Annotated in this window: 26 protein-coding genes and 2 pseudogenes; 21 read left to right on the top strand and 7 right to left on the bottom strand. The window is 42.5% G+C overall.

Annotation, left to right across the window (positions count from 1 at the left end; genetic code table 11):
* Positions 1 to 23 precede the first annotated feature (23 nt).
* The 6 genes and pseudogenes from LC586_RS41985 to LC586_RS34355 all read left to right on the top strand — a co-directional run bounded on the left by LC586_RS41985 (position 24) and on the right by LC586_RS34355 (position 4,977).
* Positions 24 to 913: pseudogene (locus LC586_RS41985) on the top strand (ISAs1 family transposase).
* 254 nt (positions 914 to 1,167) lie between these two features.
* A pseudogene (locus LC586_RS34375) lies at positions 1,168 to 1,759 on the top strand (ISAzo13-like element transposase-related protein).
* A complete protein-coding gene (locus LC586_RS34370; RefSeq protein ID WP_229489970.1) occupies positions 1,716 to 1,982 on the top strand; it encodes a hypothetical protein in 267 nt (88 codons plus the stop codon). The pseudogene LC586_RS34375 and the gene LC586_RS34370 overlap by 44 nt, the downstream one beginning before the upstream one ends.
* A gap of 8 nt (positions 1,983 to 1,990) precedes the next feature.
* Positions 1,991 to 2,713 carry an ATP-binding protein gene (locus LC586_RS34365; protein WP_229489969.1) on the top strand — a complete coding sequence of 241 codons (723 nt, stop codon included), beginning with the start codon at positions 1,991 to 1,993 and terminating at the stop codon, positions 2,711 to 2,713.
* Positions 2,680 to 4,008, top strand: coding sequence for a hypothetical protein (locus tag LC586_RS34360; RefSeq protein ID WP_229489968.1), 1,329 nt, complete (start codon positions 2,680 to 2,682; stop codon positions 4,006 to 4,008). Before LC586_RS34365 ends, LC586_RS34360 begins: the two co-directional genes overlap by 34 nt.
* 423 nt (positions 4,009 to 4,431) lie before the next feature.
* Positions 4,432 to 4,977, top strand: coding sequence for a hypothetical protein (locus LC586_RS34355; protein WP_229489967.1), 546 nt, complete (start codon positions 4,432 to 4,434; stop codon positions 4,975 to 4,977).
* Between the two features lie 126 nt (positions 4,978 to 5,103).
* Here LC586_RS34355 and LC586_RS34350 read toward each other — a convergent pair whose 3' ends face one another.
* The 3 genes from LC586_RS34350 to LC586_RS34340 form a co-directional block, all read right to left on the bottom strand.
* Entirely contained in the window at positions 5,104 to 5,472 is a 369-nt protein-coding gene (locus LC586_RS34350) for a hypothetical protein (protein WP_229489966.1), read from the bottom strand.
* A gap of 125 nt (positions 5,473 to 5,597) precedes the next feature.
* The gene (locus LC586_RS34345; protein ID WP_229489965.1) at positions 5,598 to 6,512 is read right to left on the bottom strand and encodes a hypothetical protein; all 915 of its coding nucleotides are present in this window, start codon (positions 6,510 to 6,512) and stop codon (positions 5,598 to 5,600) included.
* A gap of 226 nt (positions 6,513 to 6,738) precedes the next feature.
* A complete protein-coding gene (locus tag LC586_RS34340; RefSeq protein WP_229489964.1) occupies positions 6,739 to 7,065 on the bottom strand; it encodes a helix-turn-helix domain-containing protein in 327 nt (108 codons plus the stop codon).
* Positions 7,066 to 7,275: 210 nt separating this feature from the next.
* Here LC586_RS34340 and LC586_RS34335 point away from each other — a divergent pair, with 210 nt between their 5' ends.
* From LC586_RS34335 to LC586_RS34290, 11 genes are all read left to right on the top strand, one after another.
* On the top strand, positions 7,276 to 8,343 hold the full coding sequence (locus tag LC586_RS34335; RefSeq protein ID WP_229489963.1) for a hypothetical protein: 1,068 nt from the start codon (positions 7,276 to 7,278) through the stop codon (positions 8,341 to 8,343).
* An 87-nt stretch (positions 8,344 to 8,430) separates the two neighbouring features.
* Complete coding sequence (locus LC586_RS34330; RefSeq protein ID WP_229489961.1) at positions 8,431 to 8,748, top strand: hypothetical protein; 318 nt, start codon at positions 8,431 to 8,433, stop codon at positions 8,746 to 8,748.
* 125 nt (positions 8,749 to 8,873) lie between these two features.
* Entirely contained in the window at positions 8,874 to 9,485 is a 612-nt protein-coding gene (locus LC586_RS34325; protein ID WP_306423319.1) for a hypothetical protein, read from the top strand.
* A gap of 57 nt (positions 9,486 to 9,542) precedes the next feature.
* Positions 9,543 to 9,704: a hypothetical protein gene (locus LC586_RS41270; protein WP_306423318.1), complete on the top strand. Its 162-nt coding sequence runs from the start codon at positions 9,543 to 9,545 to the stop codon at positions 9,702 to 9,704.
* 65 nt (positions 9,705 to 9,769) lie between these two features.
* Positions 9,770 to 9,988, top strand: coding sequence for a hypothetical protein (locus tag LC586_RS34320; RefSeq protein WP_229489960.1), 219 nt, complete (start codon positions 9,770 to 9,772; stop codon positions 9,986 to 9,988).
* A 3-nt stretch (positions 9,989 to 9,991) separates the two neighbouring features.
* A complete protein-coding gene (locus LC586_RS34315; RefSeq protein ID WP_229489959.1) occupies positions 9,992 to 10,390 on the top strand; it encodes a MerR family transcriptional regulator in 399 nt (132 codons plus the stop codon).
* On the top strand, positions 10,387 to 11,415 hold the full coding sequence (locus LC586_RS34310) for a DNA cytosine methyltransferase (protein ID WP_229489958.1): 1,029 nt from the start codon (positions 10,387 to 10,389) through the stop codon (positions 11,413 to 11,415). Before LC586_RS34315 ends, LC586_RS34310 begins: the two co-directional genes overlap by 4 nt.
* Positions 11,408 to 11,866 carry a DUF1392 domain-containing protein gene (locus LC586_RS34305; RefSeq protein ID WP_229489957.1) on the top strand — a complete coding sequence of 153 codons (459 nt, stop codon included), beginning with the start codon at positions 11,408 to 11,410 and terminating at the stop codon, positions 11,864 to 11,866. The genes LC586_RS34310 and LC586_RS34305 overlap by 8 nt, the downstream gene beginning before the upstream one ends.
* A 31-nt stretch (positions 11,867 to 11,897) precedes the next feature.
* Entirely contained in the window at positions 11,898 to 12,497 is a 600-nt protein-coding gene (locus tag LC586_RS34300) for a hypothetical protein (RefSeq protein WP_229489956.1), read from the top strand.
* A 147-nt stretch (positions 12,498 to 12,644) separates the two neighbouring features.
* Positions 12,645 to 13,244: an alpha-ketoglutarate-dependent dioxygenase AlkB family protein gene (locus LC586_RS34295; protein WP_229489955.1), complete on the top strand. Its 600-nt coding sequence runs from the start codon at positions 12,645 to 12,647 to the stop codon at positions 13,242 to 13,244.
* A gap of 225 nt (positions 13,245 to 13,469) precedes the next feature.
* Positions 13,470 to 15,770 (top strand): plasmid replication protein, CyRepA1 family, encoded by a 2,301-nt coding sequence (locus LC586_RS34290; protein WP_229489954.1) that lies wholly within the window; start codon positions 13,470 to 13,472, stop codon positions 15,768 to 15,770.
* A gap of 11 nt (positions 15,771 to 15,781) precedes the next feature.
* Here LC586_RS34290 and LC586_RS34285 read toward each other — a convergent pair whose 3' ends face one another.
* Both LC586_RS34285 and LC586_RS34280 read right to left on the bottom strand, forming a co-directional pair.
* Positions 15,782 to 16,114: a type II toxin-antitoxin system RelE/ParE family toxin gene (locus LC586_RS34285; RefSeq protein WP_229489953.1), complete on the bottom strand. Its 333-nt coding sequence runs from the start codon at positions 16,112 to 16,114 to the stop codon at positions 15,782 to 15,784.
* Positions 16,111 to 16,371, bottom strand: a complete 261-nt coding sequence (locus LC586_RS34280) for a ribbon-helix-helix domain-containing protein (RefSeq protein ID WP_229489951.1) — start codon at positions 16,369 to 16,371, stop codon at positions 16,111 to 16,113. Before LC586_RS34280 ends, LC586_RS34285 begins: the two co-directional genes overlap by 4 nt.
* A gap of 94 nt (positions 16,372 to 16,465) precedes the next feature.
* Here LC586_RS34280 and LC586_RS34275 point away from each other — a divergent pair, with 94 nt between their 5' ends.
* Complete coding sequence (locus LC586_RS34275) at positions 16,466 to 17,284, top strand: hypothetical protein (RefSeq protein WP_306423317.1); 819 nt, start codon at positions 16,466 to 16,468, stop codon at positions 17,282 to 17,284.
* A 161-nt stretch (positions 17,285 to 17,445) separates the two neighbouring features.
* Here LC586_RS34275 and LC586_RS34270 read toward each other — a convergent pair whose 3' ends face one another.
* Positions 17,446 to 17,643, bottom strand: a complete 198-nt coding sequence (locus tag LC586_RS34270; RefSeq protein ID WP_229489950.1) for an NblA/ycf18 family protein — start codon at positions 17,641 to 17,643, stop codon at positions 17,446 to 17,448.
* A gap of 358 nt (positions 17,644 to 18,001) precedes the next feature.
* Here LC586_RS34270 and LC586_RS34265 point away from each other — a divergent pair, with 358 nt between their 5' ends.
* The 3 genes from LC586_RS34265 (at position 18,002) to LC586_RS34255 (ending at position 19,574) form a co-directional block, all read left to right on the top strand.
* Positions 18,002 to 18,628 carry a gamma-glutamyl-gamma-aminobutyrate hydrolase family protein gene (locus LC586_RS34265; RefSeq protein WP_229489949.1) on the top strand — a complete coding sequence of 209 codons (627 nt, stop codon included), beginning with the start codon at positions 18,002 to 18,004 and terminating at the stop codon, positions 18,626 to 18,628.
* Positions 18,625 to 19,038 carry a hypothetical protein gene (locus LC586_RS34260; RefSeq protein ID WP_229489948.1) on the top strand — a complete coding sequence of 138 codons (414 nt, stop codon included), beginning with the start codon at positions 18,625 to 18,627 and terminating at the stop codon, positions 19,036 to 19,038. The genes LC586_RS34265 and LC586_RS34260 overlap by 4 nt, the downstream gene beginning before the upstream one ends.
* A 74-nt stretch (positions 19,039 to 19,112) precedes the next feature.
* The gene (locus LC586_RS34255; protein WP_229489947.1) at positions 19,113 to 19,574 is read left to right on the top strand and encodes a hypothetical protein; all 462 of its coding nucleotides are present in this window, start codon (positions 19,113 to 19,115) and stop codon (positions 19,572 to 19,574) included.
* A 114-nt stretch (positions 19,575 to 19,688) separates the two neighbouring features.
* Here LC586_RS34255 and LC586_RS34250 read toward each other — a convergent pair whose 3' ends face one another.
* The gene (locus LC586_RS34250; RefSeq protein ID WP_229489946.1) at positions 19,689 to 20,468 is read right to left on the bottom strand and encodes a type 1 glutamine amidotransferase domain-containing protein; all 780 of its coding nucleotides are present in this window, start codon (positions 20,466 to 20,468) and stop codon (positions 19,689 to 19,691) included.
* Positions 20,469 to 20,817 lie beyond the last annotated feature (349 nt).

Below are 20,817 nucleotides of genomic sequence, written 5' to 3'. Positions count from 1 at the left end.
TAAACCTAGAACAAACAATCAAGTTGCCATCCTACTCAACATTCCGACGAGTACTAAAAACTATAGATTTTCAGCCGTTAACAGATTTATTCAATAGTTGGGCATCAATTTTTGTGCCATCGATGCCTGGAGAACGACTGGCAATTGACGGCAAAAGCATCCGTTGCACGGTTACAGATTACAGTCAGTCTTATCAAGACTTTATCAGTACAGTATCAGTTTATAGTCATCAGCGAGGTATTGTACTCAGGATGCAACCAATATCTAATAAAAAAATTAGTGAGGTGGCAATTGTACAACAATTAATCTCCGAGTTTTGTGGTCAACAAGTAGTTTTTACTCTTGATGCTTTACACTGCCAAAAAAAACAGTATCACTCATCATTGACGGTGGCAACGATTACATAATTGGATTAAAAGAAAACCAACCTCCTCTCTGCAAAATGGCTCAAACCCAAGCACAGCAAGATACTCCACTCAGCAGTGCCACAACTGTAGAGAATGTTCATTCTCGACTAGTCCAACGTGAGTGCAAAGTTTTTGCTGCTCCCGAACAAATGCAAAAAAAATGGTCTGGACTCAAAACTTTTGTCGTAATCGAGCGTCAGGGTCAGCGTGATGGTCAACCATTCTACGAGCGTCAATTTTATATTTGTAGTCAAAATCTTGAAGCTCAAGAGTTACTTGCTGATATTCAAGGGCATTGGGGCATCGAAAATCGGCTTCATTGGGTTAGAGATGTGACATTTCAAGAAGACTTGCCACCACGCCGTGGTGGCAATGCTCCTGTGAATTGGTCTATCCTACACAATTTTTTCATTACGATCGCCCGCAAACTTCGTTTCCGAACTATTCCTCAAGCACAACGCGCCCTCTCCAACCAACTCGATCAAGTTTTTTCTTTCTTTGTATGAAACCACCCTGCCTCTCCTTAGCAAGGAGAGGGGTTGGGGGTGAGGTTTTGAGATGTACCTCAGTAGACTGGTAAGCGCTATAGTAGGTTATCTCATTCCTGTACTCCAACTCCATTCGACTTAACACTTTCTCTTCTACCTTGATTGCAGTATACCGAGCGATCGCTTGTCTTCCCTAAGGCATTATGTAAAAATAACTTGAACAATTTCCCGAATGGTTAGATGATCATAATGTAACCGAATTAAAGGCTTATATGTCTGATAAGCAGGTAGTAGAAAGCATTCAAGACAAGTATGACTCGTTATTGCCCTATTTGAACGAGAAAACACGGCGTATCTGGGCAGCAATTGAAGCCCGAAGCTTGGGGTGGGGAGGTATCAGTCAGGTGGCGATCGCAACTGGACTATCCCGGACTACAATCCATGCTGGAATACGGTTACTGTTAGACGCTTCGGAGGAAGAAACCTCGAATGGCGATAGTAATCGAATTCGTTCGTTAGGTGCTGGACGTAAACTACTTGAAGAAAAAGACGCGATGCTGCTATCAGATTTAGAATCGCTGATTGAACCAGTGACGCTGGGAGACCCAGAATCGCCTCTAAAATGGACTTCTAAAAGTGTAGTGAAACTGGCGAGGCAGACCATTAACCAGCTTGCAAGTTGTGATTAATCTAATTCGCAATACTACCACCACACAAGGATTAGAAGTTGAGGCTAGATTAGATCCAAATCTCTACAAAACGGGAATCAAGGTTACAGACCAAGAGCTTGATACTATCGCAATCGAACGAAATTCTTTTCATGGTGAGTGGAACTATATTATCAAACCCAAAGCAGTCAGTTAATTGTTCAAGTTATTTTTACATAACTCCTAAGAAAGCCACAGACAAAGAAGAACCAAATAAGCAACGTGCATTAGAACGTTTGGGAACTGTAGCAGAAACACTTGAAAAAACTAGTAAAGGCGTGGAAGCTGGTCAGAAAATTTGGACAACAGCCAAGCCAATTCTTGTGAAAGTTGCAACCTGGCTGGGAGCGGCTGCTGGTTCTCACCTATTGGGATTGTAAACTCAATTATGAGTCAGCAGCCACCAGAAAACTCTGATTTGCAACAGCCTGATGCAGATCCAAAGCAGCAGGCTGATAGTTTCACATCTCAAAATGTAGTTCAAGGTAATCAAAACCGAACGGTTCAGGGTAATGATAACCAAGCTGTTCTGGGTGATAACAACACAGTAACTTATAATAATTTTTACCCTGGGCACGAGGGAGCAGAATCAGCTATTTCTGCTCATGCTTATAATCAGTATGTTTTAGATGGAACTTTATATGCAAGTCTACGTACAGAATTTCTGAATGCTTCTAAAGGATTGTTAAGTTGGCCGAGAACACTAGGTAATAACCAACATATTGACCGCCCTGAGTTAGACCAACTTTTCAACTGCATAGAATCAGAGGAATCTTCTACAAGAATCGTTCTTGGTGTTCCTGGATCTGGAAAATCAGCGCTTTTAGCAACGCTAGGACATCTTGTAATTGATAAAGATTACGTGCTATTAGCAATTAAAGCTGATTATCTGGGCAATACAGTTAATAATCTTGAAAACTTACAAAATGACGATCAGCTTCATTTGAGCATAAACCCAGGAGATGCAATAAAAGCTGTTGCTAATGCTAATAAAGAGCGAGTGGTACTGCATACTGCATACGACGCATTAAGTATGCAGATTATATTTAACTTTCAACAGTGGAATCCAGAAAGAGTATGGCAAACTCAGCAAATTATTCAGAGCTTGTAGAAAATGGTTTTCCTACAAATAATTTGATTGAGTTAGTAGAGAACCTCGAACAACGTGGATTTATTTCGGAAGAGTTTCGTTCTGATACTGCATCTGCTTTAGAAAAAATTGCTGAACGTAACCAAGGACTTCCAAAATCAATTCTTTCACGGCTAGAAAATTGGCTATTGACACATCCAAAGCCTGAGTTAAATGACTATAGAAGTAAAGAAGAAGAAACTTCGCATCAACTACAATCATCAATTGTTTTTAACACCACTACATCGCATACTTTACCTAGCGGCAGAGGTTCCATTGTACGAGCGATCGCTGCTGGCTACCTTGAGCAAAATCCCCCTGATTTACAAAACTGGGCAAGGGTAATTAAATCTAGGTTAGAGATAGAGCCGCACCCAGCAGTTTGGGTGGATATTTTGACTCAGATGCCACCTTTATTAAATGGCGATCGCACTCAAGCAACCCAACTTTTTGATGCAGTGATTCGCAACTGTCCCGAAGTGTTGCGGTATCGATGGGCACTTTACTTTCTTTCTCGCACAGTAGGATGGTTTGAGCCAAAAGAAACGGTTCAAGGTTGGTTGGAGATGCTTTGGGCAGATGGCTCAAATTTTTGCCGTCAAGTATATGGAGAATTGCTATTTATCCATTATTTTCAATATCAAGATGAGTGGTCAGTAGCAAAAATCGACCATTATCTTGCTAATCAGAATGACGAGGCAGTTTTGTGTGGATTAGCTCACGTAGCCAGCCATCTGTGGATTCAAAAAAGATGCAGAACGAAAGCAGCAGAAATTCTCTACAATCTTGCCCCCTCTAATATTGAGGTAATTCAAAGCATAGTAGCAAGCGTTTTTTTCCAAAGCCGTGAGCATTTCGAGCTAGATTCTGGAATGCGCTTACTCATTCAAGCAGTATGTAAAAACAAACAATTACTCCTAAAAGCCGCCTCAGATATTATTGAGATTATCGAAAACAATAGTTTTGTTGATACTGAGCCTCAACTGGTGTCTGAAATTTGCCAAAGTTTATTAAGCCAGTTGGGGAAGAAACTTGATAATCCCACAAGATCGCTAGTTTTCGCAGCAGAAAGTCTCACAACACTTGCTATTCAACTACATCGTCAAAATAAATACCGAGAGATTGGTTTAAAAATCTTTGAGCAACTACTTAGCTTAAATTTGAGAGAAACCCGTTCAGCACTTGAGGTGCTTGACAGGAAACCAAATCGGTTAAGCTTTTATCAAGCACCAAGGAGAAGACGGCGTAGACGGCAGATTCCTTCTGGTAACAATTAATTGACTCCCATCTTTTAAAAATGGGAGAAAGTGCATCTCCCCACACTCTTGCGGCAAGTAGTTGAAGGACTTCAGGTGTTGCAACCCAACCGTGTCTTCGCCATCCCAAAGTCTCACGGTACAACTGCATCTTAGCTTAGGATTTGTGTAATAAATAACCTGAACAATTTTGTGTGAAAGCTAGATTTAGCAAGCTATTCTAAATAAATTTTGTACAACTTATTTTTACATGATGCCTTAGTTGGTTGTCCTGGGTAGCACGATCACTCTCAGCAGGTGTATGCATCATCGGACTTTTCAGTATTTTATAAGTATATATCCGTAACGACAATGTAATATACATCGTTTATTATCGTTATTCTAAGAACTAGCTAGAAACCAGCGTAAATATTCTATCCAAAATTTATAAACAGTATTGAAGCTATGAACAAAACAAGTTGGTTTCCTGTTTGGCTACCTAATCCACAATCGTGGATGATGGCTATGAGATTAGCAATACCAGCGTACTTTGGCGCAACTGTAATTTTTGCATTTGAATTTTGGCGTTATTCTTTAGTAGGGGGTCTTCTAGTTATTACAGGTAATGGCGGTGGCGGTCTACTTTTTTTCTTTATTGTTTCTGTCGGTGCATTGTTATTAGCTCTGATTTGGTTTTCAATTTTGGCAGGAGCGTATTCATTTCTACTCAAGTTTCTATGGTCAAATTCACCACAATGCTTAAGATTACCAAAATTTAGCTCATTAGTTATTCGAGATTTCGGAATACTTGTCTTATCAATTTTGCCAATTGTTGGGATTTTTACAATTTATACTTTGTTTATTACTGGTTTGAAACAGAGCTTGACTGATTTCAGAACACCTAGACTAAGCTATGATATTTTTCTGCTAAGATTTTGGTGGCTTTGGTTCATTTCTGCTGCTTATCTTTACAATTTCTTTATGAGAAAAATAAGTATTGTCATCAAGTAACACTAATATTTTTCAGTATAATAAATATCCTTGACCAAGCTACCGTAATAATTTTAAAAAACTGGTTAGAAATTCGTTGCTGGTAGTTTCACTCCCCAACACCATACTCTTTATTATTCGTAATGATTAACTAGAAGTTATCCAGTATTCTTGCTGTATCGCTTCTAAAATGTAAGCCATCAGTAAAGATAGCCCTGAACTCTTTACACCATACTTTTTTCTTTCTCTTCCCTTCATACCTGATGCAGCATCGCTTAAAGCATTTAAAACTCCATTACGCTGCTCAAGGTGAGCTTTTTCGTTACTTTCGAGAAAAAGGCTGATATCTAGAATTCCGGGAAGTTTCTCATTTAATAGTTCAAACAGATTTCTTTCTTCTAAGCCCTTGTAAATATCACTGAATGAAATTTTGTTCCCATGTCCTTCCTCGATAGCGGCATTCACCTGAAAACCTAAAAAGGAGAGTATGGAGAGAAAAGGTTTCTGTTCTGACATACATTATGTGCTAAGAACTAAAAAGCTACAGATCAATCTTAGTCTGTACTTTCAATGTGTCAACAGATACCTTCAATAAATTGTCATCAACCCAAAGACATTGGATACCAAATTGCCAAAATTGTTCAGGGTATTCTCCCATACTCCGACTCCAGAAGCGTCAATAATTTCTCTTCCAGAGCAGTAAGATAAGGCCGATTTACCTTCCCCAATAACTGCAACAGATTTTTGACTGTCTCCTCCAGCGAATCGGAATACACTTGTGTAATGCGATCGCTCAAGGACTGCATTTGTTGGCACTCCTGGGGCAGGTAGTTGAAGGACTTCAGGCGCTGCAACCCAATCGTGTACTCGCCATCCCAAACCCTTACGGTGCAACTAAACTCGTTTACTGCGCTGACAATTGCCCAACACCCACCTTTGCCTCTGAGTTCGGGATTGTCTTTGACTATGATTTGGCAAACTTCGCCAATTTGATATGTGTTTAGTACTTTTGTTCGATCCATTATGCGCTGCACCACGTCTTTGACGATCCGGTGCGAGGGTACTTTCCCATTGGCAGACTCTACAGCTTGCTCCCATGCTTCGGGCTGAATGTCCGGGTCAAGCTTGGATAGCGGCCTGATTTGCCACTCATTAGTCGGCAGAATGTGATCGTTCCGATCACATTTTTGCTCTAAGTTTTGAAAAATAACAGCTGCTTCCATTAAAAAGTAGGGCTGTCTACGGCTGTAACCAAATCTATCTTTACAGTATTCTTCAAACGTCTTGTGCGTGGAGCGGTACAGTCGGCGATCGCGCAATTCCGCCAGCGCCCTCCCTGCTTCAAAAAACGCCCGTTCCACCTTTCGCTCTAAATGTAGGCGATCGCGCTGTTCTTGCTCAGTTAATTCTGGAACTTCAACAGCACTAACCGTAATAGTTGCTGAACCTGGGTCTTCTTCTTGGGAGATCTCCTCAAGGTCTTGGTCATCTGATGGAGTGCTGTCACTGGATGCAGCAGAGGTGGCTTTGTTGCGCTTAGAGGTTGGTTTATTCATTACTCCACCTCTTGAACAGTACTTGAAAAGTTCACTTTCAGGCTCTTGTCCTCAGTTAGCTCTACCCATAGCAGCTTCCAAGCATACTTCTTTTCCATATTGCGGCACTTTTTTTCCTCTGTTGCAGCGTGCCGCGACTCTAATTTTTATTGGTACTCATGCCGTACTCCACTTGAAGAGAGCAACGCTAATGCTACATGATTGATTAAATTTAGGGCGATTGCACTCATGCTGCAATCATCCCACTTGCGTTTGTGCTTTTTGAAGTGAGTTTGCTGATTTTACCTTCTTTGACTTCATCAGCTACTTGAACTACTTTTTGTTCCTTCTCAGAACTTCCACCATCCTTATCAGGTACGCGAACTAGTAGATCGCCAACTTCACACTCCAAAATCTGGCATAACTTGTCCAATGTCTCTAAAGGTATTGATTTGGCTTTGCCATACTCGATTTTCTGAACATTAGCCAACGACATTTCAAGTCGTCTTGCTAGCTCATTCTGCGAAATTCTTCTTTCGTTTCTAATTTCTTTAAGTCTTACTTCCACGGGCATGAGTTGAATTCATATAGATAGATTAACCTACTTTTAGTAGTCTATCTATCAATAGTATTTATTGTAAGTAGCTCAATAGATAACTAACTATCATATAACAATCTATTGTCTTACCTACTAATAGTAGGTATTATAGTAATAACAAAAGACGACACCCCAAGCCTGGTAAGCAAAAGCGTCGCCTTTTGAACCTTTACAGGAACCTATATCATGACATATCTGAAATACACTCAGCAAGCCCTTTCCCGCTATAATATCCCGCGCCTCAAAAGAATCGCTATTGAACTCGGCGTTACACCCACTGGGGACAAAAGAGCGGCTGAAACCTGGATAAACGCAATTATCACCTATCAATCCACCCAGCTTCAGAAAGTCGCGGACGAACAAGCCCTCGCCCAAGCCGAACTCGACAACTACATCGTTGACCAAGCTCAAACCATAGCTCCTGAACCGCTTACCCCTATAGAAATTTCGTTTTCCCATCACGAATATTACGCTGGTAATCAACTGATAGCCAGCATCAGCCATGACGACAACCACTTAACCCAACGCTGGGTAGTCATGGTCAACGGTAAAGAATTATTTCGTGCCAACACTCTAATGCGTTGCGATCGCTTCATTTGCACTCACTACAAAGATGGCACACTGCCTGAGCAAGAACAACTTGCAACACCCTGCACTATTGAAAACCGAATCATGGCGCATATCTTCAACGAGTGCCAGAATTACGGGTTTGAAATCCTCGACGATGGGATTTACCACAACAATGGCGTAAAACTAGGCAAAGTTGGATGCACTGATGGTAACTGGTGGGTAATTAAGGGTTCTTCAGGTCAGCAGCAATATTCTAACTCGGTGTTTGATGCAGTGCGTAGGCTTTGCCCGTCGCAGACATCGCTGTCGATGGCTCAAGAAGCAACGGTGCAGGGAGCGGGGAGCATGGAGGAACAATTCTCTAATGAAATCATGGCTGAGATTTTTTCCGAGTGTGAGAAATTCGGCTTTGAAATCCTCGACGACGGTATATATAACTGTGATCGTAAATTAGGCGAAGTCGGACAGACTGACGGCGGCTGGTGGTTCACACGCGCAGTAGACCAAACCCAGAGCATACCCTGTGACTCGGCAATGGATGCAGTCTGGCGGCTGTCGATGGTGGACGTGTCTACTGATGGTAAATCCATTTTTGATGAATATTTTTTAGAGCAACCGTTAGAGCAGCTAACTGGCGATAAATTGCAACGACTGCTGGAGAGAGCAGAGTTAATCACAGCGTAATTATTTCCATTCCAGGCGATCGCTTGACAACTGCGATCGCCTCTCACCACATTCTCAACAATTCCCATTAAATCAAAGGTTGCAGATTTGATTGAGATTGAAATCAACGATGAACACCCAAATTTTCAATCTCTGCTTGAAGAGTTAGCGACTGAGATTGAGCCAGGAACAATAGGAGTGAAAGCTGAAGATTTATGTTCACGGCTGGGCATAGAAATGTCTATTCCCAATCTTTGCCAATTACTTGAACAAGCTCAAACCCTGGTATCCCTTATTGCTACGCACCCAGACTACAAACAACTGCTGGACTTGGGATATCAACCTGATTTAAACATTGCTGATGCTCAAACTGCTCTAACTTATTTGCAATGGGAGCTAGACCGCAATCGAGAAACTTCTGTTTAGTACAAAAGTGTTCATCTAAAGGAATGCCATTACTTTAGGTGAACGTATGGAAGTTCTTCTCCCGCTAGAGAATTCCCATTATTGCACACAGAATGCTAATCAATAAAAGTTTAACCGAGGTGAACATGGTTACTGAAATCAAACTAGGTTTATGCAACCCTCCCGAACCGATTTATCTCTACGTCAAAAACGCCGAGTTAAGTGGTGAATCCTATCTCTGGTATCACTACAACATCGATAAGGATAAAACGATTCCTGTTCTAGAAAAAGGATTGACTGGTTACATATCAGAACTGAGATTAACAACGAAAGAGTTTAAAGGCAAGGACAACATTAAGTTAGACATCGTTGTGAGAGCAGATGAGGTTTATATTGTCAGAACTGGCATAGAAACTAACTTCGCTAAAAGCTTTCTTTTAGCTGCATCAAGTGTTCAAGATTTTGAGAAACCCCTAATTATTGCTGTGACTGCTGGGGAAGAGAACGTAGTATTTTGTCGGCTTTATGATGCAGTAACTAAAGTCCGAATTCGTAGAGAGTGGGATAAAGATGCAGACTGGGCAACAATCATTCATGATATTCAAACCTGTTTAGGTGGTAATTCCTCAACTACTCCATCTACACCAAAACTTAGCGTAGTCCCTCAACCAGTACACCCCCACGATTTACGAGTAAAAAATATTCGCACTTTGCTTGATTATCCACTTGATTTGGTTAGAGAGTGGTTGCAATTTTAAGACACTAATAGCCCCAGCCAATTGCATATTAGCAAGATTAATGAACTGGTAAAAACCATGTGTTTGGCTTGGGCAGCAGATAAGTGTGAGTATCCCAATCATGCTGAATCTTTGTATCAAAAGCAAGTTGTTGATGCTGTTGTTAGCGGTACTGATAAATTAACGGCAATCAGCGCATGGATGCAACAGTTGCAAACAGTAAAGACTGGGGCAGTGTAAATCAGAAGTCAGGATTCAGAATATTTTTACTTCTGAATCCTCAATTAATCACACAGGAATTAACCATGAAAGTCATTGTCACAGTAGTCGATAAAATCACGAGTGAAGCGCACCTAAATATTCCTGATGGACTGTCAGAGTCGGCAATCAAACAGCACATTACAGACTTATACAACAGTGGGGAAATGCTGATTGATTTGAATATTTATCAAGTAGATTTTGAATCTATCAGCGCTCTGTCGAAGAATATTCTGATACTAAATCTGCCGAAACCTTGGAGGTAACAAATGAATCCCAAATGGACTGACGAAGAAATAGCAATCGTTGAAGAAATGGCTTGTCTTTACACTGTCAAACAAATAGCATATCGGCTAAAGAGAAGAGGATACACACGCTCAACATCAGCTATTCAAAACAAACTGCGCTTTTTAGGATACTCCGCACGTCCCATTCTTGATAACTACAATTGCTGTGAAATTGCCAGAGTTCTGCAACTCAATTCGGCTACTGTTTGGAGTTGGGTAAAAAAGGGGTGGATACGTACAACCAGGCGCTCTGGCAGATATCACCAAATCAAAAGCAAAGATTTAAAACGATTTCTTGAGAATCCACCTCAACGTATTAAAAACCGCATTGCCGCCATTGATAAAGATGCTATCGAGTACTTGGTCGGGAGGTTGGGATGACACAGCAAATTACTCCCAAAGACACTCAAAAAGTTCTTGATATTTGCTCTGGCATTGGCGGCTTTACTCTCGGTCATCTGATTAGCGGCGGTTTTGAAACCGTGGCTTTTTGTGAAATTAACGAGTACTGCCAGCAGGTGTTAAGTCTACGCTTCCCGCATATTCCAATTATTCCAGACATTCATGACATCACAACTGAGTCTCTTTACCGAGTGGGAGTTAGAGAAGTTGACGGTATCATCGCTGGACTCCCCTGCCCTCCCTTCAGCCTTGCCGGAAAACGTCAAGCATCCCAGGATGAACGCAATCTCTTCGGAGAGTTTTTTAGAATCATTCGCCAAGTTCGACCAACATGGGCAATTGTGGAAAACGTACCCGGACTCATTACTGCTGAGGGAAGTGGATTTTTCCGTGGAGTACTGTGGGAATTTGCCTCGTTGGGGTTCAATGTCGAATGGGGAATTGTTTCGGCAAACCATGTGGGGGCTGTCCACAAGCGGGAAAGAATTTGGATTATTGCCTACTCCCAAAGCTCAGGACGGGATACATCCTGGTATCAGCGCATACAAGAGCGGACAAACGCTGCATCTGTCGGCTGCTGTCATACCCACACCAACCAAAATAGATGCCAACAACAATTACAGGAAACCAACCAAAGGCGGCAGAAACCTCTGTTACGAGGTGGGCAGCACTCCAAATCGTTCTCTCAATCCACTTTTCGTGAGCGCGATCATGGGCTTTCCCAACGGTTGGGTAGATATCTCATGGGACAGCCAGACCTTGACAGATGGTTGTGTGCTGCCACAATCCCCAGTTTCAGTCGGCTCAGTCGTAGAGAAATTGCAGCGCTTACGCCAAATAGCCAACGAGAATATCGCCAACTCTATGCACAATACCAAAGCATCAGAAGACAACACAAACAACAGCTAATGGCTCTGGGCAATGCCATTGTCCCTCAATGCGCTGCACTAATTTTTGAACGTCTGAAAAGAATTTTATCTCAACAACAGAAAATACATGATTGAGTTAATTACTGCCCTTGAAACAAGTTGGTATCTTTCTCCACCTTGGGGACAAACAATTCCACCTGTTGCAGTTAATTTATTGGAGAGAGTCTACCTCCGAACCACCAGAACATTTGGTTTCTGCTGCGGTGTCCAGTGTCAACATGAAACTTGGCTTTATTCAATTGATTGCCGTAATGAAATCCTTCACGCCACACAAAACCAAATCATCGGGACTGGAGAATTAGAAGCCATCACTGTGCAAAAACCTGCTTTCGTTCTGGGCGAAAGAGTAATGCTCTGTTCTCATGATAAAGGAACAAAGCAACGGTTGATTCTGGGGATTGGGCTGGTGAATAATTCTTGGTTTTACGTTGTTGAATTGATGTCACCAACCTTAACTCAATCACGAACTATATCCAATCGCTTCTCACTGGTTGGCGAGAAAAGTTTGCTGCGCGTGAAAGTCTAAAGTTTTGAGATTTAGTTAGGAGTCAAGCAACATGAGTTTACCTTTAAATCAAAGTGTTTTAGTCGAGTCTCCATCATTAAGAACCTCTGCACTTTCTAACCTAGATGATGCCCGTTCCAGTGATGTTCTGAACAAAGCAAAGGCTCTTGTGTTCTCTGTATGGAATGGGCAAGGTTGGGCAACAGTCGAACAGTTAGCTCAGTACTTCCAATGTTCTATACCTGGCATTAAGCATATCTACGAAAGAAACAGTCAGGAATTTCAGGCTAACGAAACCAGAAAATTGACTGGTAAGGACTTGTCTGATGGTCGCTCCCTGTTAGGTCTACCATCCCGAACATCCCAAGCCAGGGTATTTTCACCTTCAGGAACACTCCGGATCGCAATGTTGCTCACTGAATCGGAAATTTGGGTTCGCATTTTTTACCCGCAACTGGGAGAGCGTCAGGAAATGCGGCTGGTCAACGGCACTCAGCAGTCGATTTACGTTTACGCTTGTCATGACCCAATTGTTGCAGATGGTCTAACCAAAGCGATTGAAGAATTTTTCGCTCATCCAAACCCGACTGCTGCACTAAAACAGGCGGGGGCTTTTGCTACTAAGAAGCCACGAGTGTTGGTCAAAAAATAAAAGTGAACGCACTCCTTACTCTAGGGTGATCGCTTGGTTGCAATTGCATCTGTGATCAGTGCTGGGTTCATCGTATCAGTTTTCGCTTCATCACTCGAACTCAGAAACAAGCTTTTAGATTTTCATCAAAAATAAGGACAAACTCTCATGCAGCAACTCAATTTATTTGCTGAATCAGCCCCAGTTTTACCTATCACTTACTACCCTGATTTCTTAACTCTTGAACAAGCCAATGAACTCTATCAACACTGTTTGAAACTGGAGTGGCAGCAGAATCAAATCAGAATTGCGGGTAAAACAATGCCCGTCCCCCGCCTCGAATGTATTTACGGGGATAACGGGTGCAACTACCTCTACTCGAATAGCGTGTTTTTGAAACCATTATGTTGGACAGAAGCTCTGTCTAACTTGCGTGACTCTATCACTGCACTTACTGGCTACAAGTTCCGCATCGTAATCGGCAACCAGTACCGCAGTGGTATCGATTCAATCGGCTGGCACGCAGACAAAGAACCATCAATGGGATATGAGCCTGCGATCGCATCAGTCAGCTTGGGGTCATGTCGCAAGTTTCAAATTAAACCGAGAGATGGCAAACCCACTGACTTCTGGCTGGAACACGGGAGTTTGTTGATCATGCACCCCGGTTGTCAATCAACTCACCTTCATCAAGTTCCCAAGACCAACAAAGTCGTTAGCACACGTATTAATCTGACATTTCGACCACATACCGGAGGTGGGAGATGATTCTGACAAGGACTAGATCATGTAAAATGACAGTTTATTAGTTCATGTGTACTATTTACGGTTAAAAAGCAGTCAATAGGACGAAAAAAACAATTACCAATACAAGTCCTGTTGATTGCTGAACTGAAAACCACGCTTCTTTGCTCTGTGTCTACGTAACTAACCTAAAAGGCGGTATGACTCAATACCCCAAGCTTTGCATTGCTTCAAAATACTGGAGGGGATATGCGTATAATCGAAACCGATTCTCAAGCTCTACACTTACAGGAATGGCTCAACAGTGGGGTTGACGAAGAAATCTTTCACCTGAATGGGCGATCGCTCTACGGTACAACGCCCTACGAATATCTGCTCTACAGTCCCAAAATCTCCCGTCGCAATGATGGGCGACTGCGGGATAGGGACTTGAAGAAGTACCAGCACATTGAACTAGGCGGCTGGTGGTGCAGTGGCATTGACCCCCTCAACAACTACGTTCCAATGGTTTGGGGCTGCTTCAAACCCGACCACCCCCGACGCGATCGCCAGAAAATTCACAAGTTCATCAAATATGAACACCCATACAGAGAAGAGACACGCGCCTTCTTCCTCTTAGTGCCTCTTCGCATCTGGGTGAAAGTCTCCCTACGTTGCGGCATTCCCATTACTGAAGAAGATTTACAGCACCCTGGCGGTTTCTGGCACTGGGTTTGGCGGCATAATGTACCAGTGACAATCGTCGAAGGTGTCAAGAAAGCGGGGGCGTTATTAACTGCGGGTTATGCTGCGATCGCAATTCCCGGTGTTAACGCTGCTGGAAGCTGTTACAACTATTCTGGCAGTAACCCGAAGAATTTGATTGCGGCACTCGACAAAGCGATTTCTAAAGGTGGGCATCATCTGCTATGCTGCTCTGCTCAGAAAGCCAAGTCCAAATGGGGAACCCAAGCATTGGAGGAACGCTTTCGGCGTAAATACCCAGAATTACGAATTCTGCGAATAGACAGCGAATCCGTTGCTGATCCATCTCATGCAGCTTTCGGTTGCATCGCTCACCTGAACGAGATTCTCACCCAGTATGATTTGGTTATCGCTTCTCCAAGTTTAGAAACTGGGGTATCCATCGACATTCGAGGACATTTTGATGGTGTTTGGGGGATTTTTCAAGGTGTGCAGCCGGTTAACTCTGTGCGGCAAATGCTTGCAAGGGTTAGAGAGACTGTTGACCGTCACATTTGGGTCAGAGAGTGGGGGATGTCGGTTGTAGGCAATGGCTCTACATCCATCGGAGGATTGCTCAGAAGTCAGGACGTTGCTACACAGGCTAACATTGCGCTATTATCGGCGGCGGATAATGACGATTACAGCTATGTTGATCAGAATTTTCAACCGGAGTCATTGCAGACTTGGGGTAAACGTGGTTCTGTCATAAACGTAGAAATGCGGCGCTATCGAGAGTCTGTTCTTGCTGGTTTGGTCGAGGATGGGTACACCGTTGTCAACGCGCAAGATGCTGATGACGATGAGGGTGGGGCAGTAATCGATTCTGTTAAAGCCGCGTCTGTTGAATTGTATGCTGCAGAGTGTGAAGCGATCGCGGATTCCCATGAACTCTCTGGGGCTGAACTTAAGAAGCTGCAAGACAAAAGAGCGAAAACTAAAACTGAGCGACACCAGCAGCGCAAAGCTGAATTGTCCCGTCGCTATGAAATAGATGTGACCCCTGATTTGGTTGAAAAGGATGATGACGGGTGGTATCCTCAACTGCGGATGCACTATTATTTGACACTGGGGCGGGAATTTCTGACGAACCGTGATGCTAAACGGGCTAAGGCACAGTTAGAAGCTGGGGAAAATTCGATTTGGAAACCTGATTTTAACAAGGGGCAGCTATTGCCTGCCGTGTTGTTATTGGAAAATCTTCAGATGTTGCAGTTTCTTACACCAGATGTTCAGTTACGTGGCAGCGACGAGAAGATGGTGGAGTTTAAAGCACTGGCTGTTCAGTACAGGCACGTTATCAAAAATTACTTGAATGTTTCCATTTCTGAAAAACTGACCCCAGTAGCGATCGCTCAGAAGTTACTTGCCAAAATTGATTTGAAGTTGGATTATGTCGGTCGGTTGGGGTCGAGGGAAAACAGGGAGTGCGTTTATCGGTTTGTTGCTCCTGATGATGAGCGTGATTCAATTTTCGGGCAATGGCTCAATCGAGATGAAGCATTTCAAAATGAGTTGGTGTCAGTCAGCAATAATATAAGTACAATTACACCAGTCATTGACACCCAATCCCAGGATATTCCTCAAACACTCACGCCAGTGGAAAGTCCTGTTACCCAAGGATGGAAGGGGCTGAAGCTGAAAATGCGCCAAGGACTCGACAGCGCTGGTCGGTTCTATACTGAGCTAGTCTCCCAAGTTGGTGAGGCTGTCGGTGTTGCTGATGGTGAGCCTTACTGGAACGGGTATCTGGGGCAGTGGCAGGTTTGGGTTAACTTTGCTGGTGGGTGTAAGTCTGTGGTGTGCGATTGGTTGGCGGTGGTATAAGCAATTTTGGGTTAAAATTCTTCGTCTAATTCGTTAAGTACATCTGCTAAATCTCTTGCTCCATGAAATACCCGAAGAATCTCAATCGTAGTATCCTGAAAAGAATAGAAAATTAAATAATCCTGAAAATTCTTGATGCGCCATTGTCGGATTTCACCCAATGTCGATACCACTAACTGCGTTACCTTTCCCATCCCAGGAGTTTTTCCCAACTGAGCAAACGTCACTTCGGCAGCACTTAAGAATTTAACTGCTACATCCGCATTCGCATTGACCAATATATAATTTGCCAGATATCGCAAATCTTGCGTTGCCCGATCTTTGACAATTAACCGATAGTTCATGTGTCGTTTTGGTTCCCGATGCTGTTCTGACCTAAAACGGTAGAACGCAAATTTTGCCAATATTCTGGTGTTACTTCCTGCCCTTCTCCATCAATACCTTCTTTCAAAAGTCCTTCTAAAAAAGCTTGTGCCTTGCGTTTTTGGTCTTGCTGTACCAATGAGAGAAAATATTCGCCAATGCTGCTATAAGCACCTGCCATCACTTGTGCCTCTACATAAACGCGCACTTCATCAGGTATATCAATACTGATATTCATCGGCTTTTAAGCATAACTACCCTTATTATTTTAGCTGACAGTTTCCATCAATCCTAAATTCCCTCGTCGCTACGAAATTGACGTAACCCCTGATTTGGTCGAGAAAGATGACGACGGCTGGTATCCTCAACTGCGGATGCACTATTATTTGACGCTGGGACGAGAATTTCTGACGAACCGTGATGCTAAAAGAGCAAAAGCGCAGTTAGAGGCGGGGGAAAATTCGATTTGGAAACCAGATTTTAACAAGGGGCAGTTATTACCTGCTGTGTTGTTACTCGAAAATCTGAATCTGTTGCAGTTTCTTACACCAGACGTTCAGTTACGTGGCAGCGACGAAAAGATGGTGGAGTTTAAGGCACTGGCTGTAACGCATCGGCACGTTATCAAGAATTACTTGAATGTTAGTATCTCAGAAAAACTTACTTCCATAGCGATCGCTCAAGAGTTACTTGCCAAGATTGATTTGAAGTTAGACTATGTTGGTCGATTGGGCAAGCGTAAAAATCGGGAGTGCGTTTATCGGTTTGTTGCTCCTGATGATCAGCGTGATTCGATTTTTGGGCAGTGGTTAAATCGGGATGAAGCATTTCAAAATGAGTTGGTGTCAGTCACTAATAATATGGTTTTATCGACACCAGTAATTGACACAACCTCCCAGGATATTCCTCAAACACTCACGCCAGTGGAAAGTCCGACTGTCCAAGGATGGAAGGGGCTGAAGCTGAAAATGCGCCTTGGACTCGACAACGCTGGCTCGTTCTACAATCAGTTAGTCTCCACAATTGGCGAGGCTATTGGCGTTGCTGACGGAGAGCCTTACTGGAATGGGTATCTGGGGCAGTGGCAGGTTTGGGTTAACTTTGGGAGCAGGTGTACGTCTGTGGTGTGCGATTGGCTCTTTGCTGTGTAGGTCAAAGTAGTTCACTGTTCCATGAAAACCGTTACTGTGAGTTGGTTATGCGAGCAGTTTCCCAGTTTGGAGCAAATAATCTCTATTGCCAAGCCATTGAAAGAAACAATTGTGTGTTCGTTCTCTTCTGAGTCGCTTAAAGTGATGAGAGCAAGTTTGTTTTAACCCAAGATTGAACCTGAACTAACTTCCCACTGATGTTTGAGCAATTCTTGGTAAGTCTTTTCCCTTATCATCATCTGCTTATACAGCATCTGCAAAAACTCTTGAGCTTGTTCACGCGACATCTGCTGCACTTGATCAGAGAAAGTTCTAAGGCTAAATTCTTGTTCTAAAGATAATTCAATGGGTTGATTCATCGCTTTTATTACCTACTCTTTTATTTGAGTTTGCTAAGTTAAGCAAATATTGCTTTATATAAATATATGTTACGATACCTTTACAAAAACCAAAGGGGTGTAAACCGTACCAAGTAGGTTAGAATGCCGTATCTGCTGCTAAAAACCTTGATATCACTCCATTGTGGCAACCCAAGTAAAAACCTAAGCTCTAAAGTTTCTTACTTTGAGATTTTTAAAAGCATTTTTAGTCTCTGCTTGCGGCTGGCGATAGCTGTTGAAGTAAATGGGCAATACTTTGGGCAAGAGTGGTGAGCGTTGCGGCGTGATGCTGGAGTTTGAGAATGTGAATATGACAAATTTGCTCAACTGGTGACAGATGCGCCGTATTGGACTGAATGGATGGCGTGAGAAAGTTGGGTTTATTTCACATTATCCAGGTTTAATCATCTCTGGTGGTGGAGATATTGACCCTGCTTGCTACAACGGTTTTGCTCATCCTACTATTTATTCTGTTGATCGCGAACGTGATGCTTTTGAATTGCAGCTTGGCAAGTTTGCTCTTGAACGTCATCTGCCAATATTGGGTATTTGCCGGGGTTTACAAATTCTCATCGTCGCCTGTGGGGGTACTCTAATTCCTCACATTCCAGATGTTTACGGTACATCTGCATTACATCGTCTAGAGCCGGAACCTGGACGACGTTTACCTACAGAACATTTCGTCATGATAGATGTAGAAAGCCTTTTAGCTGACTGTTTACAGAATTCTCACATGTCTGTAGTTTCTTGGCATCATCAAGCAGTAGATAAAGTACCGCCTGATTGGCGGGTTGTTGCTCATGCTTGGGATGATGGAGTCATTGAAGCTGTGGAGCATGAACATCATCCTTGGGCAATTGGTGTGCAATGGCATCCTGAGCTTTCAATTCTCGATCCTAATCATCAAAGACTTTTTCTAGCTCTCGTTCAGGCTGCACGTACAAAAAAAACACTTATGGGATGAGCCTAACCCCGGAACTGGTTGAACAAGATGACTCTGGCAAGCTGATTCGGAAGATTGTCGCACCCGGACAAATGATTACCGATGACCTTGAACGAGAATTTGTTCCACCGCCGACTGTTGTCATGGAACAGAGTAAATCAAAACGTGGGGCGTTACCAAAGCGGGGCGATTGCGCTTCATCAGTTGCCGCAACCACTGAAAAACATTACTGCCCTACCGTTCGACCGGGAGCTAATCTGCCTCTGGTCGCTAAAGCTGTAGGCGTGGCTGATGGTGAGCTAATAAAGAACAGATTGGACACTAGCAAGTTGATCTACTTCCAGTGTATTTCTGGAAAACAGATTGTGCCGTATGTATTTAAGATAAATATCAATTTAGATTCTATGGTTCTAATGATTAATCGCATATAATTCTAGCAAACATTTTATATACTAAAAATTTCAAAATATTTCTTGACAATACTTAAACATTCAAAGGTAAAGTAATGCTCAATATAAATTTAGAACAACTTCTTTACGCAGTAAAAATAGATTTTCAAACAGAGGTTACTAAGATTGCTGGACAAGTTTTTAGTGACACCCAGTTTCAGTTATCGGCTCGAAAAATCGGTAAGGTTCATGCAGCTTTAGTTGTACCACAAATTTATTTAAAATCATTACATAAAGATTATCAAAACATTGTTGATAATAATTTAGCTATTACTTTTAAAAGTGGAAACCGTGCTGTAGGGAATTTTCAAGTAAATTATTTACCTAAAATAAATATCTTAACTATATCTGGGTACTACAAAGAGGGCACGGCTTATCTATGTTATTCTCCAGGGAGAAATCCTGATTGGTACAATGGCAGAGGTTATAAAATAGTTCGCCCTGATTGTATTGGAGAAAAGTTTGAGTTGTTAGCGAACAAGTTTTATCCATTTTTTGAAGAATTTTTTGCAGTTTAATTCTAATTAAAGGCGTTGTCAGGATGGCTATAGAGCGACGAATTATTTGACCAGAGCGACAGATTACGGTCAAATAATCTGTCGCTCTACAAAATCAGCAAACAAATGTGTGTTTTACTTTAAAAGCTGAACTATATCTTCAGCAACACCGATTGCTGAAGCGGGATTTTGTCCAGTTACTAAGCGTTCGCTAACTACAACATGGGCTTGAAAATTTCGGGCTTCGGTATGTTTGGCTCCACGTTCTATGAGTTTTGACTCTAGCAAAAATGGCATGGTTTTTGTGAGTCCGACGGCTTCTTCTTCTTCATTGGTGAAGGCTGCTACTGTCTTATTAGCGACGAGATATGCTCCATTAGATAACTTTACATTCACAAGTCCTGCTGGGCCGTGACACACTGCACCAACAACGCCGCCTTGTTCATAAATGGCTGCCGTTAGTTGAGCAAGTTTTTTATTGTCAGGAAAATCCCACATAGTCCCATGCCCACCTGCAAAAAAGATGGCTTTGTATTCAGATGGCTTGATTTCTTCAGGAGACAAAGTGTCTTTCACTTTGGCCATTACTTTGGGATTATTGACAAACTGTTTATTGAGAGGATCGTTAAGTTTGTAGCTATTTGGATCTATCGGGGCTGCTTCTCCTGTGGGACTAGCAAACTCTACCTCAAATCCCGCTTGAGTGAACACTGCATGGGGATGAGCTGCTTCATCGAGATAAAAGCCTGTTTTCTTACCTGTATTCCCCAGTTGCTCGTGGTTGGTTAAAACGATGAGAATTTTATTAGGAGTATTGCTTGTTACAGGAACAGTTTTTTGAGCATTGGCTCCAAAACAGCCTGTAAGGCTTACGCCTGCAAATAAAACTGTCAAACTTGTTTTGAGGTTAAACATTCTTTAAATCTGCAATCAAGAGAGATGAGTGTTATTTTTTGGCTTAATCTAGACAGCTGGTGGTGTGAGTAGCTTCACAATTCCTTCGGCAACCCCAGTGGTGGATGCAGGATTTTGTCCAGTCACTAAGCGATCGCTCACAACTAAGAAACAAAAGTAATTGTTCCTATAAAATCTTTCATCGAGCCATCCTCAGTAACTCCTGTGTCTGACAGCTTAACTTTCGCTAATCAACTGTAACAAGGCTTCCGTTGAGATTTTACCACTAATATCAGCACCTGACAATAGGCTATCTGCCAAATCTCGTTTCTGATGATGCAATTGCACAATTTTTTCTTCGATAGTATCC

Source organism: Nostoc favosum CHAB5714 (assembly GCF_020829495.1).
GTDB classification, from domain to species: Bacteria; Cyanobacteriota; Cyanobacteriia; order Cyanobacteriales; family Nostocaceae; genus Nostoc; species Nostoc favosum.
Note: the sequence above shows the minus strand (reverse complement) of the source record. Positions and strands in the feature narration are given on the sequence as shown.

Excerpts from the sequence above, each read along its gene's own strand:
- LC586_RS34315 (WP_229489959.1), top strand. The coding sequence starts at position 9,992 with ATGAATCCCAAATGGACTGACGAAGAAATAGCAATCGTTGAAGAAATG.
- LC586_RS34300 (WP_229489956.1), top strand. The coding sequence starts at position 11,898 with ATGAGTTTACCTTTAAATCAAAGTGTTTTAGTCGAGTCTCCATCATTA.
- LC586_RS34365 (WP_229489969.1), top strand. The coding sequence starts at position 1,991 with ATGAGTCAGCAGCCACCAGAAAACTCTGATTTGCAACAGCCTGATGCA.
- LC586_RS34280 (WP_229489951.1), bottom strand. The coding sequence starts at position 16,371 with ATGAATATCAGTATTGATATACCTGATGAAGTGCGCGTTTATGTAGAG.
- LC586_RS34340 (WP_229489964.1), bottom strand. The coding sequence starts at position 7,065 with ATGCCCGTGGAAGTAAGACTTAAAGAAATTAGAAACGAAAGAAGAATT.
- LC586_RS34250 (WP_229489946.1), bottom strand. The coding sequence starts at position 20,468 with ATGTTTAACCTCAAAACAAGTTTGACAGTTTTATTTGCAGGCGTAAGC.
- LC586_RS34295 (WP_229489955.1), top strand. The coding sequence starts at position 12,645 with ATGCAGCAACTCAATTTATTTGCTGAATCAGCCCCAGTTTTACCTATC.
- LC586_RS34345 (WP_229489965.1), bottom strand. The coding sequence starts at position 6,512 with ATGAATAAACCAACCTCTAAGCGCAACAAAGCCACCTCTGCTGCATCC.
- LC586_RS34255 (WP_229489947.1), top strand. The coding sequence starts at position 19,113 with ATGCTCAATATAAATTTAGAACAACTTCTTTACGCAGTAAAAATAGAT.
- LC586_RS34360 (WP_229489968.1), top strand. The coding sequence starts at position 2,680 with ATGGCAAACTCAGCAAATTATTCAGAGCTTGTAGAAAATGGTTTTCCT.
- LC586_RS34290 (WP_229489954.1), top strand. The coding sequence starts at position 13,470 with ATGCGTATAATCGAAACCGATTCTCAAGCTCTACACTTACAGGAATGG.
- LC586_RS34310 (WP_229489958.1), top strand. The coding sequence starts at position 10,387 with ATGACACAGCAAATTACTCCCAAAGACACTCAAAAAGTTCTTGATATT.
- LC586_RS34260 (WP_229489948.1), top strand. The coding sequence starts at position 18,625 with ATGAGCCTAACCCCGGAACTGGTTGAACAAGATGACTCTGGCAAGCTG.
- LC586_RS34265 (WP_229489949.1), top strand. The coding sequence starts at position 18,002 with ATGCGCCGTATTGGACTGAATGGATGGCGTGAGAAAGTTGGGTTTATT.
- LC586_RS34350 (WP_229489966.1), bottom strand. The coding sequence starts at position 5,472 with ATGTCAGAACAGAAACCTTTTCTCTCCATACTCTCCTTTTTAGGTTTT.
- LC586_RS34335 (WP_229489963.1), top strand. The coding sequence starts at position 7,276 with ATGACATATCTGAAATACACTCAGCAAGCCCTTTCCCGCTATAATATC.
- LC586_RS34370 (WP_229489970.1), top strand. The coding sequence starts at position 1,716 with ATGGTGAGTGGAACTATATTATCAAACCCAAAGCAGTCAGTTAATTGT.
- LC586_RS34285 (WP_229489953.1), bottom strand. The coding sequence starts at position 16,114 with ATGAACTATCGGTTAATTGTCAAAGATCGGGCAACGCAAGATTTGCGA.
- LC586_RS34355 (WP_229489967.1), top strand. The coding sequence starts at position 4,432 with ATGAACAAAACAAGTTGGTTTCCTGTTTGGCTACCTAATCCACAATCG.
- LC586_RS34305 (WP_229489957.1), top strand. The coding sequence starts at position 11,408 with ATGATTGAGTTAATTACTGCCCTTGAAACAAGTTGGTATCTTTCTCCA.
- LC586_RS34320 (WP_229489960.1), top strand. The coding sequence starts at position 9,770 with ATGAAAGTCATTGTCACAGTAGTCGATAAAATCACGAGTGAAGCGCAC.
- LC586_RS34325 (WP_306423319.1), top strand. The coding sequence starts at position 8,874 with ATGGTTACTGAAATCAAACTAGGTTTATGCAACCCTCCCGAACCGATT.
- LC586_RS34270 (WP_229489950.1), bottom strand. The coding sequence starts at position 17,643 with ATGAATCAACCCATTGAATTATCTTTAGAACAAGAATTTAGCCTTAGA.
- LC586_RS41270 (WP_306423318.1), top strand. The coding sequence starts at position 9,543 with ATGTGTTTGGCTTGGGCAGCAGATAAGTGTGAGTATCCCAATCATGCT.